The sequence below is a fragment of the Streptomyces sp. NPDC058619 genome (assembly GCF_042717785.1).
Classification (GTDB): Bacteria; Actinomycetota; Actinomycetes; order Streptomycetales; family Streptomycetaceae; genus Streptomyces.
The window spans coordinates 1-17,392 of the sequence record NZ_JBHXQN010000087.1 but is presented as its reverse complement, the minus strand read 5'-3'; the positions used below and the strand labels follow the sequence as shown (position 1 = coordinate 17,392).

At 69.4% G+C, this 17,392-nt stretch carries 2 protein-coding genes; both read right to left on the bottom strand.

Features of this window, described 5'->3' with window-relative positions; all coding sequences use genetic code 11:
- The coding region (locus tag ACFWTC_RS36560; protein WP_384075033.1) for an amino acid adenylation domain-containing protein at positions 1 to 3,970 on the bottom strand (3,970 nt) is incomplete at its 3' end.
- Positions 3,970 to 17,385 carry an amino acid adenylation domain-containing protein gene (locus tag ACFWTC_RS36555; protein WP_384075036.1) on the bottom strand — a complete coding sequence of 4,472 codons (13,416 nt, stop codon included), beginning with the start codon at positions 17,383 to 17,385 and terminating at the stop codon, positions 3,970 to 3,972. The genes ACFWTC_RS36560 and ACFWTC_RS36555, both read right to left, overlap by 1 nt.
- Between the last annotated feature and the right edge of the window lie 7 nt (positions 17,386 to 17,392).

Genomic DNA, 17,392 nt, shown 5'->3' with positions numbered 1-17,392 from the left:
CCAAATCAGCCACCGCACGCGACACATCCGCACCCACACCACGCACATCCACCAGACCGAACGGCGCGGTCGGCTCCGTCACATCACCCAACAGATCGGCGAAGAACTCCTCGTGCACGGCCCGATCCACCCCACCACGCGCCTGCACGACGAAGTCACGGAACGGCAACGCCTCCGGCAGATCCGAGCCCCGCCCCGCAAGGATCTCCTCCACCTCACCAAGCAAGAGTTCAAGACCCATGTGGTCACGAACCATGTGGTGTGCCCGTACCAGGGCGAGCCACCGGCCGGAATCCGGCTCGGCAGCGATATGGAGTCCGATCAGGGGTGCCCGGTCCAGGTCCATCGACAGGCCACCGGAAGTAAGGAGCTGCTCCACCGACTCGGCCCCGAGCGGGTCGAGTACGACCTCTTCGACAGGGAGTTGGGCGTCTCGCCACACCACCTGCACCGGCTCGCGCAGGCCCTCCCACACAATCCCGGTCCGGTAGATGTCATGCCGGTCCACGACCCGCTGCAACGCATCGGCGAACGCATCCAGCCGTGCCCGCGAGTCGAACTCCACCACGACCGGGCTCACATACGCGTCCTCGCCGCCGTCGGCGAGGAGATGGTGGAAGAGCAGACCCTCCTGCAACGGCGCCAGCGGATAGACGTCCGCGACGTTCGCCGCGCCACCGTCCACGGTCGCAACTATCCGCTCGACCTCATCCACGGTCAGGTCGACCAGAGGAAGCATGTCGGGCGTGATCGCCCGCGAGTCCTCCGGAATGGCATTCGGTGGTACGACGACGCTCTCCGCGCCGGACGCCGCGGCCGCAATGCCGGCCACGGTCGGAGTCTGGAACAGCGCACGCACCGAGACGGACACGCCGCGGCCGCGCAGGTTCTCGACCAGCCGGATCGCGAGGAGGGAGTGACCACCCAGAGCGAAGAAGCTGTCATCGACACCGACACTGTCCACGCCGAGGACTTCAGCGAAGGCCGCGCACAGAATCTCCTCGCGGACCGTCGACGGGCCACGCCCAGAACCAGTGGCGTACTCCGGGGCGGGCAGGGCCTTGCGGTCCAGCTTCCCGTTCGGCGTCAGTGGCAGCGCCTCAAGCACCACCACCGACGGCACCATGTGCTCCGGCAGCCGACCAGCGGCAAACTCCCGCACAGACGCGGCCAGATCGTCGCTGCCGACATGGCCCGGAACCACGTAGGCAACCAGACGTTTGTCACCCGGAACGTCCTCACGGGCGACCACCGCCGCCTGCGCCACCGAGGGATGCGCGGCAACGACGGCCTGGACCTCACCCGGCTCGATGCGGAAGCCTCGTATCTTGACCTGCTCATCCGACCGGCCCAGGTACTCCAGCTGACCCCCGGTACTCCAGCGCACCAGGTCACCGGTCCGGTACAGCCGCTCACCGGCCGTACCGAACGGGCTGGCCACGAACCGCTCCGCCGTCAGGTCGGGCCGGCCCACGTACCCGCGCGCCAGACCCGCACCAGCCACATACAGCTCACCAACCACACCCGGCGCCACCGGAGACAGCCACTGATCGAGCACGTATACACGGGTGTTGGAGATCGGCGAGCCAATGGGGGCTGCACCGCCGGACGCTTGCTCGGTCGTCAGAAGCGTCGTGGTCACACCGATCGTGGTCTCGGTCGGGCCGTAGTGGTTGAACACGGCGCGGTCGCCCGCGGCCTCCAGGAGGTCCAGGACCCAGGCCGACGGGGCGGCTTCACCGCCCAGGACCAGCGACTTGGCGGGCAGGACCTCAGCCAGCCCGTCGGCGGTGCCGAGGGCCGCGAGGTGGGACGGGACCGCCTTGAGGTGGTCGATGCGGTGCTCGGCCAGGTACCGGCTGACGGCCGCCGGGTCGGTGACCGCGCCCTCGTCCAGGACGTGCAGTTCACCACCAGTGGTGAGGCTGGCGAACACCACGGTGTTGCCGAGGTCGGTGGCCTGCGCCTGGAGCAGGGCATACCTGTCCCCCGGGGCGCCGAATCCGACCCTGGCCGGGACGGTGGCGACGTAGTTGGCCAGGGAACCGTGCGTGATCGCGACACCCTTGGGGCGGCCCGTCGAACCGGACGTATAGATCACGTACGCGAGCCCGTCCGCCACCACATCCGTCTGCGGCGCCATGGCGGCGCAGGCGCCGATCGCGTCGGCGACCTCAGGAGCGTCCAAAGCGAGCACGGACGGCGCCTGGGCCGCGGGGCCATCCAGCAGGGCACAGGTGGTCAGGAGCGTCACGGCACCGCTGTCCGCCTGCATAAACGCCACGCGCTCGGCGGGTTGCCCCGGGTCCACGGGAAGGTAGCCGGCACCGGCCTTCCACACCGCCAGGATCGCGGAGATGGTCTCCACACCACGCGGCAGACACAGACCCACCACCGACTCCGCACCAACACCCTGACCAACCAGGTAGTGCGCAAGGCGATTGGCGCGTGCGTCCAAATCCGCGTACGACACCTCCGTACCGTCGGCCACGACCGCCGCCGCATCCGGCGTCCGTGCCACCTGGGCCTCGAACAACCCCGCCACAGTGACCGCAACCGCCACGGAGTCAGTGTCGTTCCACTCCCCCAGGACCCGCTGGCGCTCCCCCTCGTCGAGGACGTCCACGGCACTCAGCCGCATGCGCGGATCGCCGACCACAGCATCAAGGACGCGCGCGAAGCGCGTAGCGAGCTGTACGGCGGTGCCGAACTCGAACAGGTCGGTTGCAGCGGTCAGCCCACCACGCAGACCCGCGGGGGCACCTTGCGCGTCGAACGTCTCCTCGACGCTCAGGGACAGATCGAACTTCGCAGCCGAAGCGCCGGCTTTGAGTTCCTCGTCCACCTCGGTGACCCGGACACCCGGCAGGTCAAGGGCGACCCCGGCGTTGTTCTGCAGGGTCAGCATCACCTGGAACAGCGGGTGGATCGCAAGTGAGCGGGGCGGCGCCAGCTCCTCCACCAAGCGCTCGAAGGGCACGTCCTGGTGGGCGAACCCGGACAGGCCCGTCTCCCGCACACGGCCGAGGACTTCGGTGAACGTCGGGTCGCCGGACAGGTCGGTGCGCAGCACGAGGGTGTTGACGAAGAAGCCGACCAGATCGTTGAGGGCAACATCGGTACGCCCGGCATTCGCCGACCCGATCGGGATGTCAGTACCCGCACCCAACCGGCACAGCAGCACCGCGAAAGCGGCCTGCAGCACCATAAACGGCGTCACGCCCTCGACGCGGGCCAGCTCCGCCAGACGCGCATGCCCCTCCGCTGGGATCTCCAGGGGCACGCGGTGCCCCTGGTAGCCGGCGATCGCGGGACGCGAGTGGTCGAAGGGAAGCCTCAGCTCCTCCGGCGCCCCGGCCAACGCCTGCCGCCAATAGGCAACTTGGCGGGAAAGCACACTTTCCTGGTCATTCTCGTCGCCGAGGAGCTCGCGCTGCCACAGCGCGTAGTCGGCGTACTGCACCGGCAGCGGATCCCACTCCGGAGCCCGGCCGTCACAACGCGCCCCGTAGGCAGCAGCGAGATCGCGGGCGAGTGGCCCGGACGACCAGCCGTCACTTGCGATGTGGTGTACCACCACGAGCAGGACGTGCTCGTCGACCCCTGTCGTGAACAGCCAAGCGCGGACCGGGACTTCGGAGGACAGGTCGAAGGGCTGCGATGCAGCCCCGACGACCGCCTCGGTGAGGCCGTCGGTTGACCCGTCTGCGGTGGACAGGTCGAGGGCCTGGAGCTGCCACGCAACGTCCGGAAGGTCGAGGACCCGCTGGTACGGCTCGCCATCAGCCATTCCGAACACCGTCCGCAGCACCTCATGACGGCCGATCACATCCCGCAGCGCCGCATCCAGCGCCCCGGCGTCCACCCGGCCGGAAAGCCTCAGGGCCATCGGAATGTTGTACGTGGCACTGGGCCCCTCGAGCTGCTCGATGAACCACAGACGGCGCTGCGCGAATGACAACGGAAACATCAGGAATCCCCCCGGTTACGCATGGGCCGCAACGCCGGCCGCACTGACTTCTTCTTTCCAAGCTGCTGCACGAGCCCCGCCACCGTCGGCGCGTCGAACAGGGTCCGGATCTCCACCTCGACGCCGAGGACGGCCCTGATCTCACTGACGAGCCTCACGCCCAGGAGGGAGTGGCCGCCGAGGGCGAAGAAGTCGTCATCGACACCAACCCCCTCCACACCGAGCACCTGCGCGAACACCCCGCACAGGAGTTCCTCCTGCGGCGTCGCCGGCCGACGGCTGCCCGCCGCCTTCGCGGACGCGTAATCAGGAACAGGCAGCGCACCGCGGTCGAGCTTGCCGTTAACCGTCAACGGCAGCGCGTCCACAACCACCACCGCAGCCGGAACCATGTGCGCGGGAAGCCGCCCGGCCACCACCTCACGCACCGAGTTAGCCAGTCCGCCCCGGTCCACATCCACGCCCGGCACCACATAGGCGACCAGACGCTTGTCACCCGGAGCATCCTCACGGGCAACAACCGCTACCTGAGCCACCGACGAGTGCACCGCCACCGCGGCCTGCACCTCACCCAGCTCGACACGGAACCCACGCACCTTGACCTGCTCATCAACACGCCCGGCGAACACCAACCGCCCGTCCACCGTCCACCGCGCCAGGTCCCCCGTCCGGTACATCCGCTCACCAGCCGGCCCAAACGGGCAGGCCACGAACCGCTCCGCACTCAGATCCGGCCGACCGTGGTAACCACGTGCCAGACCCGCACCCGCCACGTACAACTCACCGACCACACCCGCAGCCACCGGCTCCAGACGGCCATCCAGCACAAACATCCGCGTATTGGCCATCGGCGACCCGAACGGCACCACACCGTCCACACCCTCCGGATCCACCAACCCGGTCGCCACGATCACCGTGGCCTCCGTCGGCCCATACGTGTTCACCAACCGCCGGCCCCGCGCCCACAACGCCGCAAGCCCCGGCTCCACCGCCTCCGCACCAATCACCAGCGAACCCACACCCGCCAGATCGGCAGGCTCCAACACCCCCAACAACGAAGGGACCACACTCGCCGACCGCACCCCGGCCGACACCACCAGATCCCGCAACAACCCCGGCTCAGCCCGCTCCGCAGCACCCGCCACAACCAGCGAACCACCCCACGCCAGCGTCACCGCCACATCCAGAACCGACGCATCAAAACTGAACGACGCGAACTGCAACACCCCCACACCCGGCCCGACCTCCATCAACGGACCGAACACCGACACCAGATTCGCCAGCCCCCCATGCCGAACCGCCACACCCTTCGGCACACCGGTCGACCCCGACGTATAGATCACATACGCCAGCCCGTCAGCCATCAACCCCGCACCAGGCGACGCCACCGGCAACCCGGCCAGCCCCGCCACAACCCCCGGATCATCAAGACACACCACCGGCAACGAACCGAGCACACCGCTCAGACCCGCAACCGTCGCCCCATGACCCACGACCACCCGGGCCCCACAGTCACGCACCATGAACTCAAGCCGCTCCACCGGATACTCCGGATCCAACGGCACATACGCACCCCCCGCCTTCCACACCGCGAGGATCCCCACCACCATGTCCACACCACGCGGCAGACACAGACCGACAAGCGACTCCCGGCCCACACCCAGACCAACAAGACAATGAGCAAGGCGATTGGCCCGGGCGTCCAACTCTGCGTACGACACCTCCGAGCCATCAGCCACAACTGCCACCGCATCCGGCGTCCGCGCCACCCGCGCCTCAAACGAGCCGGGCACCAACACCGACGGCACCCCAACCACCGTGTCATTCCACTCACTGAGCACCCGATGGCGTTCGACCTCGCCAAGCACGTCCAGCGCACTCAACCGCGTTCGCGGGTTGGTGGTGACCGCCTCCAGGACGCGCACCCAGCGCTCGACGAGCCGTTCACCCGAGGCCCGGTCGAACAGGTCCGCGGCAGTGATCAGCAGACCGTTCAATCCTGCCGGTGCGCCGTGGGCGTCGAAGTTCTCGGCCACACTGACGTCCAGGTCGAACCTGGCCACCGTGGTGGCTGCGGGAATCGCTTCGGTGTGGACACCGGGCAGGTTCACGACGGCGTCGGCGTTGTTCTGGAGGGTGAGCATCACCTGGAACAGCGGGTGCCGGGCCAGGGAGCGTGTCGGAGCCAGCTCCTCCACCAGGCGCTCGAACGGCACGTCCTGGTGCGCGAGGCCCGACAGGCCTGCCTCCCGTACCCGGGCCAGCAGCTGTCGGAACGTCGGGTCACCCGACAGGTCCGCGCGCAGCACCAGTGTGTTCACGAAGAAGCCGACCAGGTCGTCCAGGGCTTCGTCAGTACGGCCCGCGCTCGCGAGACCCATGGGTACATCGGTTCCGGCACCGAGGCGGGACAGCAGCGCCGCGAGGGACGCCTGGAGCACCATGAACAGCGTCACGCCCTCGGCCCGCGCCACTTCTACCAGGCGCGCATGCACCTCTGCGGGGATGTCCAGCTGCAGTCGGTGGCCCTCGCGGCCAGCCACCGCCGGACGCGGGTGGTCGTAAGGCAGCGTCAACTCCTCCGGTGCACCGGCAAGCGTCTCGCGCCAGTAGGCAATCTGTCGCGAGAGCACACTGTCCGGTGCGTCCTGCTCGCCGAGGAGTTCGCGCTGCCACAGCGCGTAGTCCGCGTACTGCACCGGCAGCGGCTCCCACTCCGGAGCCCGACCCGCACAACGCGCCTCGTACGCCACCGACACATCCCGCGCCAACGGCCCCATCGACCAACCGTCACCGGCAATGTGGTGCACCACCACAACCAGCACATGCTCATCCGGACCCACGGCGAGCAGCTGAGCACGGATCGGCACCTCGACCGCCAGGTCAAACGCATACCCCGCCGCCTTGGCCACCGCGGCGTCCACATCCACCGCAGTGACGTCGCCCACCGGCAGCTCCCAGCCCAGCTCCACCGGGTCCAGGACGCGCTGGTACGGCTCCCCGCCGTCGGTGGTGGCCATCACTGTGCGCAGCACCTCATGACGGGTCATCACGTCGCGCAGCGCAGCGTTCAGCGCCACCCGATTCAGCCGGCCTCTCAGGCGCAGCGCCACCGGGATGTTGTAAGTGGGGCTCTGGCCTTCCAGCTGACCGATGAACCACAGGCGGCGCTGCGCGTACGACAGGGGAAGGAGCTCCGGACGCTCCTGCGCCGTCAGGGCGGCCCGGGTGGTGCTCCCGTCGGCGAGCCGGGCGGAAAGCCCGGCCACGGTGGGTGCGTCGAACAGTTCCCGGATCTCAAGGTCAACGCCGAGCATCGAGCGCACCCGGCTGGCCAGTCGCACTGCAAGAAGCGAGTGGCCGCCCAGGGCAAAGAAGTCGTCGTCGACGCCGACGCTGTCCACGCCGAGGACCTGGGCGAACACGGCGCAAAGGATCTCTTCGCGCGCGTCGGCAGGGGCACGCCCGGCCGTTGTTGCGGCGGCGAGCTCCGGAGCAGGCAGGGCCTTGCGGTCCAGCTTCTTGTTCACCGTGAGCGGCAGTTCGTCCAGGACGACGACCGCCGCGGGAACCATGTACGCCGGCAGGTGCTCGGCCGCGAGGCCGTGGAGCGCCACGGGCAGCTGGGCCGTCGCGGCGCCTCCGGCGGGCACGACGTAGGCCACCAGACGCCTGTCGTCCGGGGTGTCCTCACGGACGATCACCGTGGCCTGGGCCACCGAGGGGTGTTCGGCCAGCACGCTCTCGATCTCCCCGAGTTCGATCCGGAAGCCCCGGATCTTCACCTGGTCGTCTGAGCGGCCGGCGAAGACCAAGTGGCCTTCGGGGGTCCAGCGGGCCCGGTCGCCGGTGCGGTACAGGCGGGACCCCGTCGGGCCGAACGGGTTCGCCACGAACCGTTCCGCGGTCAGCCCCGGGCGCCCGAGATAGCCGCGGGCCAGCCCGGCACCGGACACGTACATCTCGCCGGTGACACCGGGCGGGGTGGGGGCCAGGTGCTCGTCGAGCACGTACACCTGGGTGTTGATCACAGGGGATCCGATGGCCACCTCGGCAGCCTCGGGGTGACAACGCCACAGGGTGGCGTCCACTGTGGTCTCGGTCGGGCCGTAGGAGTTGAACATCGCGCGGCCACGGGCCCAGCGCGCCATCACCTCAGGAGGGCAGGCCTCGCCCGCCACGATGAGCACGATGTCCGTGCCGATCGACTTCTCGTCGAGGGTGGCCAGGACGGCCGGCGGCAGCGTCACGTGCGTCACGCGCTGGGCGGTGAGGAACTCGGGCAGCGCCGTGCCCAGGCGCCGTTCCTGCGGGACCACCACGAGAGCGGCCCCGGACAGGAGCGCCATGAACCACTCCCAGCCGAAGGTGTCGAAGCTCGCCGATGCGAACTGCCCCACACGGTGCCCCGAGCCCACGCCGAGGTACCGGATGTGGCCGGCCACCAGGCTCGCCACGCCCGCGTGGGAAACCAAGACGCCCTTGGGGCGGCCCGTGGACCCGGACGTGTAGATCACGTAGGCGGGGTGCTCAGCCTTCAGCGGAGCCCGCCGTTCGGCGTCGTCGAGTTCGTCCGACGGCAGGGCGTCCAGCGCCCCGGCCACTTCGGGCGAGTCGAGAAGTACGACCGTGGCAGCCGAATCCTGCGGCAGTACGGCGGCGGTGGCCTGCGTGGCGATGACCGCCACTGGTGCCGCGTCGGCGCACATGTAGGCGATCCGGTCGGCCGGGTACTCCGGGTCCAGCGGCAGATACGCGGCCCCCGCCTTCAATACACCCAGCAGCGCCGCGATCAGGTCGATGCCACGTTCCAGGCACACCCCCACCACGGATTCGGGCCCCACACCCTCACCGGTCAGCAGCCGCGCCATACGGTTCGCACGCGCATCCAGCTCGCCGTATGACACCTCGACACCGTCGGCAATGACCGCCACCGCGTCCGGAGTACGGGCCGTCCGCGCCTCGAACAGGTGCGGAATCGTTTCCGGCGACACATCGGCCCCGGTCTCGTTCCACTCGAAGAGCACCTGGCGGCGCAGGGTGTCGTCGAGAACGCGGACGCCGCTCAGAGGAGCGTCGTGGCCGCCGTCCAACGCCTCTTCCAGCGCGGCCACGAGGTTGGTGGTGGCCGTGCTCACCATCGCCGCCACAGCGTCCGCGTCGATCGGAGCGACCGCATCCACCGTCAGCCGCAGCTCATCGCCGTAGTCATCGAAGATCACGGTCAGCGGATAGTTCGTGCGCTCGCGGGAGAACACCAGCTCGATGCCCTGGCTGACCTCGGTCACATCCCGACCGGATCCCGTGTTGTGACGGTAGTTGAGCACCGAGGTGAACAGAGGAGTGTCCCCCGGCACACTACTGGCCTGCTGCGCCAGGGCCAGCGATGCATGCTCGTGCTCGAGCAGCCCCGCGAGCTGACCACGCATCCCCCGCACTGACGCGAGAACTCCCGCACCAACGTCCAGGCGTGCCCGCACCGGCAGTGTGTTCATGAAAGGACCGGGCACCCGGTCCGCACCGGCTCCGGAGTTCAGCCGCCCGAACAGGACGGTGCCGAAGACCACATCGTCCCGGCCGCTGACCACGTCGAGGACCCGCGCCCACGCCACGTGCAACACCGTGGCGGGGCTCACACCGAGCTGCCGCGCCACCTCACGCAGCCGTGCCTCAATGTCTGCCGCGAAGTCCCGCCGTGCCTGCACCGAGTCCGCGCCGTCGCCGTACGCATCGACCAGGCCGTAGGGCGCGGTGGGTTCGTCCACGTCGCCCAGCAGCTCCGCGAAGTACCGCTCGTGCTCAGCTCGCTCCACCCCGCTACGCGCCTGCGCAACGAAGTCACGGAAGGGCAAGGGCTCCGGCAGTTCGCCGCCCCGACCGGCGAGGAAGGCCTCCACCTCGCCCAGCAGGAGTTCGAGGCCCGTGTGGTCCTGAATCATGTGGTGCACGCGGATCAGCAGCAGCCAACGGCCTTCCGATACAGCCGCCGCGTACAGGCCGAGCAGCGGCGCCCGGCCCAGATCCATCGACAGGCCGCCGGCAGCAAGGAGCTGTTCCACCGGCTCGGCACCGCGCGGGTCGAGCGCGACCTCCTCAACCGCGAGTTGGGCATGCCGCCAGACCACCTGCGCCGGCTCGCGCAGTCCTTCCCAGAGGATGGCGGTACGCAGGATGTCGTGCCGGTCCGTGACCTGCTGGAGTGCGCCCGTGAAAGCTTCGAGCCGTTCACGGGTGTCGAACTCCAGCACCGTCGGCCTGACGTAGGCGTCCTCGCCGTCGTCGGCGAGGAGGTGGTGGAAGAGCAGACCCTCCTGCAACGGCGCCAGCGGATAGACGTCCGCGACGTTCGCCGCGCCACCGTCCACGGACGCGACGATCCGCTCGACCTCATCCGCGGTCAGGTCGACCAGGGGCAGCATCTCCGGCGTGATCGCCTGCACGCCCTCCGGAATGGCGTTGGGCGGCACGATCACGCTCTCCGCGCCAAAAGCGGCCGCGAGCCTGGCCACGGTCGGCGTCTGGAACAGCGCCCGCACCGAGACGGAGACGCCGCGTGCGCGCAGAATCTCAACCAACATGATCGCGAGGAGGGAATGGCCGCCCAGCGCGAAGAAGCTGTCGTCGACACCGACGCTGTCCACGCCCAGGACCTCGGCGAACGCAGCGCAGAGGATCTCCTCGCGGACCGTCACCGGCCCGCGACCGGAACCGGTGGTGTACTCCGGGGCGGGCAGGGCCTTGCGGTCCAGTTTCCTGTTCACCGTGAGCGGCAGCGCATCGAGGGTGACCACGGCCGAGGGCACCATGTACTCCGGCAGCTGAGCGGCAACGAACTCACGTACCCAATTGTCCAGTTGGCCGTCACTGTGGTCGTCGACGGGGACCACGTAGGCGATCAGGCGCTGGTCACCCGGAACATCCTCGCGGACGATCACTGCAGCCTCGCCGACCTGCGGGTGCTCGGCGACAACGGCCTGCACCTCACCCGGCTCGACCCGGAAACCACGGATCTTCACCTGGTCGTCGGCCCGCCCAGAGAACACGAGCTGCCCATCCGGCGTCCACCGCGCCCGGTCGCCCGACCGGTACATCCTCTGGCCGACCGATCCGAACGGACACGCGACAAACCTCTCAGCAGTGAGGGCGCCCCGCCCGACATAACCGAGGGCCACCTGCGGGCCCGCGATGTACAGCTCGCCCACGACCCCGACCGGTACCGGCGCGAGGCCGTCGTCAAGCACATACACCCTGGTGTTGGCGAGCGGTGCACCCATCGGCACCACCGGGCCACTCCCCGGCTGCACCGCCCCGGCAGTGACGATCACGGTCGACTCGGTCGGCCCGTAGGAGTTGACCAGGCGCCGGCCGCCCGCGCCCCACAGCTGGGCCTGCGCTGCGGAGAGCGGCTCTGCGCCGATCCGTAGGGTGCTCACGCCCGCCAGATCCGCCGGGTCGAGCACCGCGAGCAGCGACGGCACGACACTGACGGTACGTACCTGCGCCGTGCGGATCAGACGACCCAACTTCTGTACGTCCGCACGCTCTTCGACGCCTGCCATCACCAATGTGCCGCCGGACGTGAAGGTCGCTGCGATGTCCAGGACGGAAGCGTCGAAGCTGAACGAGGCGAACTGGAGCACGCGCTCCCCAGGTTCGACTGCGAGCACCGGGCGTACCGCCTCGGCGAGGTTCGCCACGCCCGCGTGGGTGGTCTGGACCCCCTTCGGCCGCCCGGTCGAGCCGGATGTGTACATCACGTACGCGGTCCGGCCCTCGAGGGACGAAACGGCTGGCGGTGGCGTGGACGGCTGGTGCGTGAGCGCTTCGACGGTGTCCGGGTCGTCCAGATGCAGCAGGGAAACACCGCGCGCGGAAAGATCCCGCGTCGAGTCGGTCAGGCCCACGACCAGGGCCGTTCCACAGTCGGCGAGCATGTACGCGATCCGCTCCCCGGGGTACTCGGGGTCGAGTGGCACGTAAGCGGCCCCGGTCTTCCACACGGCCAGGATGGCGGCGACCATCTCTGCCCCGCGCGGCAGGCACAGCCCCACCACTGACTCCGGGGAAACGCCCTGATCCACCAGGTAGTGCGCGAGCCGGTTGGCGCGTGCTTCCAGCTCCGCGTACGACATCTCCGTGCCATCGGCCACGATCGCCACCACATCCGGCGTCCGCGCCACCTGCTCCTCGAAGCGGTCCACCACCGTGCCGGCAGGAACCTCGGCCACGGTGTCGTTCCACTCAACCAGAACCCGCTGCCGCTCCCCCTCGTCGAGGACTTCCACGGCACTGAGCCGTAGCCGCGGCTCAGCTGCCACCATCTCCAGGACACTCACGAAACGCGCCGCGAGCCGTGCGGCAGTCCCGGAGTCGAACAGATCGGCCGCAGCCGTCAGCACACCCCGCAGCCCCGCCGGGGCACCCTGTGCATCGAACGTCTCCTCGACAATCAGAGACAGGTCGAACTTCGCCGCCGAGGCACCAGCGGCCCGTTCCTCCATCGCGTTGCCGACATGGGCACCCGGCAACTCCAAGGAGGCGGTTGCGGTGTTCTGCAAGGTCAGCATCACCTGGAACAACGGGTGCCTGGCCAGGGAACGCGCTGGCGCCAGGTCCTCCACCAGTCGTTCGAAGGGCACGTCCTGGTGCCCGAACGCAGACAGACTCGTCTCCCGCACCCGCCCCAGAATGTCGGTGAACGTCGGGTCGCCGGACAGGTCCGTGCGCAGCACCAGCGTGTTCACGAAGAACCCGACGAGGTTGTCGAGCGCCACATCGGTGCGGCCGGCGTTCGCCGACCCGATCGGGATGTCAGTGCCGGCGCCGAGGCGGGAAAGGAGCACCGCGAGAGCGGCCTGGAGCACCATGAACGGTGTCACGCCCTGGGCGCGGGCCAGCTCCGCCAGACGCACATGCACCTCGACCGGAATATCGAAGGTGACCCCGTGTCCGCGGTGGGAGGCGACGGCCGGGCGAATCCGGTCGTGGGGAAGCGCCAGTTCCTCCGGTGCACCGGCAAGAGCTGTGCGCCAGTAGGCGACCTGACGGGAGAGCACGCTGTCGGGGTCGTTCTCTTCGCCGAGGAGTTCGCGCTGCCACAGTGCGTAGTCGGCGTACTGCACCGGCAGCGGTTCGAACTCCGGTGCCCGGCCCTCGCGCCGTGCGGCGTACGCCACCGACACATCCCGTGCCAGCGGCCCCATCGACCAGCCGTCACCGGCGATGTGGTGCACCACGACCACGAGCACCTGCTCATCCGGCTCGGACGGGAACAGCCAGGCACGGATGGGCGCTTCGGCAGAGAGGTCGAACGCGTACCCCGATGCCTCCGCCACCGCGGCTTCCACGTCCTGCACACCGTCGGCGAGCTGAAGTTGCCAGTCCAGCTCCGCTGGATCCAGGACACGCTGGTACGGCTCACCACCGGCCGTGGGGAACACCGTCCGCAGCACCTCATGGCGGGCCACGGCGTCCCGCAGGGCTGCGTTCAATGCCCCGGCGTCCAGTGCACCCTTGAGCCGGAGCACCATCGGGATGTTGTACGTGGAGCTCGGCCCCTCCAACTGGCGGATGAACCACAGACGGCGCTGAGCGAACGACAGCGGAACCCGCTCCGGACGCTCCTGGACCGTCAGCGCCACCCGGGCCCCGTCCGCCCCATCGATCCGAGCCGCGAGACGGGCCACCGTCGACGCCTCGAACAACGTGCGCAGCGACAGCTCGACACCCAGCACCAACCGCACCCGGCTCACCAGGCGAACTGCGAGGAGGGAGTGGCCGCCGAGTTCGAAGAAGTCGTCGTCCACGCCTACTTCGTCGATGCCGAGCACGTGGGCGAACGCCTCGCACAACGCCCGCTCCTGCGGCGACGAGGGTTCCCGGCCGACGCCCGCTGACCCGGCGTACTCCGGTGCGGGCAGCGCCTTGCGGTCGAGCTTGCCGTTCGCGGTCAACGGCAGCCGCTCCAACGGGACGACGAACGAGGGAACCATGTGCTCGGGCAGCCGCTGAGCAGCGAACTTCCGCAGAATAACGGAGAGTTCCCCATCAGACGGGCCCTCCCCCTCCAGCGCCACGACGTACGCCACCAGACGGGCGTCGCCCGGGGTGTCCTCACGGGCCACGACCGCGGCCCCGCCCACCGACGGATGGGCCAGCAAAGCCGCCTCGACCTCTCCCGGCTCGATCCGGAAGCCCCGGACCTTCACCTGCTCGTCCACCCGCCCCAGATACTCCAGCTGCCCCCCGGCGGTCCACCGCACCTGGTCCCCGGTCCGGTACATCCGGACACCCGGCTCGAACGGACAGGCCACAAAACGCTCACTCGTCAGGCCCGGCCGCCGCACATAACCCCGGGCCACCTGCACCCCGGACACATACAGCTCACCGGCGACCCCGGGAACCACAGGCTGCAGCATCCCGTCGAGCACATAGACCCTGGTGTTGGCGACCGGCCTGCCGATCGGCACCGACTCACCCACGTCCTGACCCGCCGACACCTCGAAGACCGTGCACCCGACCACCGTCTCGGTCGGCCCGTACTCGTTGACGACCACCGAACGGGGCGCCCGCTCCAGCCAGGACCGCACAGCGGTACCGGCCAGCGCCTCACCACCCACGATCACCCTGCGCGCCGCGCCCGCAAGCCCGCCGTCCGCCACCAGCTCCGCCAGCAGCGGCAGATGCGCCGGCACCAGCTTCATCAGCCCGAAACCGCCACCGGCGCCGACCAGCGACGCAAGCCCCTCGGCCCCGCCTTGCCGGCTCACCACCACCGCGGAACCGGACACCAGCGGCACCAGCACGCTCGTCACCGTGAGGTCGAACGCCAGCGAAGAGTGCAGCGGCGCCCCACCCCCCTCGGCCATGCCATAGGCCTTACTCGCCCACACGACGTAGTTCGCCAGACCGCCGTGGGTGACCGCCACACCCTTCGGACGACCGGTCGACCCGGAGGTGTAGATGACATACGCCAGCCCGTCCGGCCCCACATCCACCCCCGGCCTGGTCTCCGGGCAGGCACCCACCGCAGCCGCGACCAGCGGATCGTCCAAAGCGATGGCACGCACCCGCCCCACCGGCAGCTCGTCGAGCACCTCCTCCTCGCTCAGCAGGACCGCAACCCCACCGTCCGCGAGCATGAACCCGACACGCTCAGCCGGATACTCCGGATCGACCGGCAGGTATCCCGCTCCCGCCTTCCAGACGGCGAGGACCGCCACGACCATGTCCGCACCACGCGGCAGGCACAGGCCCACGAGCGACTCCGGACCCACACCCTGGCCCACGAGATAGTGCGCAAGCCGGTTGGCCCGCGCATCCAGCTCCGCATACGACACCACGGTGCCGTCCTCCACCACCGCGGCGGTATCCGGGACACGGACCGCCTGCGCCTCGAACAACTCGGGCACCGCGACCGAGGGCACCTCCGCCCCCGTGTCGTTCCACTCCGCGAGCAACTGACGGCGCCCGGCATCATCAAGCACACCGATACCACTCAGCGCAGCATCAACGCCGCCGGCAAGCGCCACCTCCAACGCAACCACCAGCCTCTCGGTGGCCGTGGCCATCAGCATGGCGACTGACTGCGGGTCAATCGGGGCGACCGCATCCACCACCACCCGCAGCCCGTGACCGTCGTCCACAACGGCAACCAGCAGGGGGTAGTTCGTGCGGTCGACGACCAGCACCGTCCGAACCCCGTCCAGGCCCTGCTGCTGGGCGGAGGCACGGCCTCCCGCGTGCCGGTAGTCGAACATCGAGGTGAACAGCGGTGCGTCCGACGGCACTCCGCTGGCGCGCTGGGCAACGGCAAGTGGCGCGTGCTCGTGCTCAAGGAGCCCGGCGAGCTGACCGCGCATCGCCTGCACCGCCGCGAGAACACCTATACCGTCGCCAAGGCCTGCCCGCACCGGCAGCATGTTCATGAACGGCCCGGCGACCCGGTCCGACCCGGCCCCGTCGTTCATCCGCCCGAACAGGACGGTGCCGAACACCACGTCATCACGGCCGCTCACCGCGGCAAGAACCCGCGCCCACGCCACATGCATCACCGTGGCCGGGCTCGCCCCAATCCGCTGCGCCACCTCACGCAGCCGCCCGCTCAGTTCGTCCGGGAACGTCGCCCCGGCCCGCACCATGCCCGCACCGTCGCCCCGCACGTCCACCAGCCCGAACGGCGCGGTGGGCTCGGTGACGTCACCCAGCAGGTCGGCGAAGAACGCCTCGTGCTTCCCACTGTCAAGCCCCGCACGCGCCTGTGCGACGAACGTCCGGAAAGGCAGCGGCTCCGGCAGCTCGGCAGCCCTCCCGGCGAGCACCGCCTGCACCTCGCTCAGCAGGAGTTCGAGGCCCGTGTGGTCCTGGATCATGTGGTGCACGCGGATCAGCAGCAGCCAACGACCATCCGCGTCAGAGGCCATGTTCAGACCGAGCAGCGGGGCCCGGCCCAGATCCATCGACAGGCCCGCGGCAGCAAGGAGCTGTTCCACCGGCTCAGCACCGCGCGGGTCAAGTTCGAGTTCCACGACGGGGAGTTGGGCGTTGCGCCATACGACCTGCACCGGCTCGCGCAGGCCTTCCCACACGATGCCGGTACGCAGGATGTCGTGCCGGTCCACGACCTGCTGGAGCGCCTCGCTGAACGCGTCCAGCCGCTCACGCGAATCGAACTCCAGCACCGTCGGCCTGACGTAGGCGTCCTCGCCGCCGTCGGCGAGGAGATGGTGGAAGAGCAGACCCTCCTGCAACGGCGCCAGCGGATAAACGTCCGCGACGTTCGCCGCACCACCCTCCACGAACGCGACGATCCGCTCGACCTCATCCGCGGTCAGATCGACCAAGGGCAGCATCTCCGGCGTGATCGCCTGCGCGCCCTCCGGAATGGCATTCGGCGGAACGACGACGTTCTCCCCACCGGACGAAGCCGCAAGGCCCGCCACCGTCGGGGTCTGGAACAGCACCCGCACCGACACCGAAACGCCGCGGGCGCGCAGCACCTCCACCAGCCGGATCGCGAGGAGCGAGTGGCCGCCCAGGGCGAAGAAGTCGTCGTCGACGCCGACCTTCTCCAACCCCAGGACCTGGGCTAATGCCTCGCACAACGCCTCTTCCTCGGGGGTCGACGGGCCCCTGCCCGAGTCCGCCGTGACGACGTAGTCCGGTGCTGGCAGAGCCTTGCGGTCCAGCTTCCCGTTCACCGTCAACGGCAGCACCTCCAGGACCACGACCGCGGCCGGGACCATGTAGCCGGGCAGGCGCTCGGCCGCGAACCGCCGCGCCGTTGCGGCAACACCGTCGCCCTCACGCACATCCCCGTCGCCGGCCGGCACCACATACGCCACCAGACGCTTGTCACCCGGGGTGTCCTCACGCACGACCACCGCCGCCTGAGCAACCCGCGGACACGCAGCCAGAACCGCC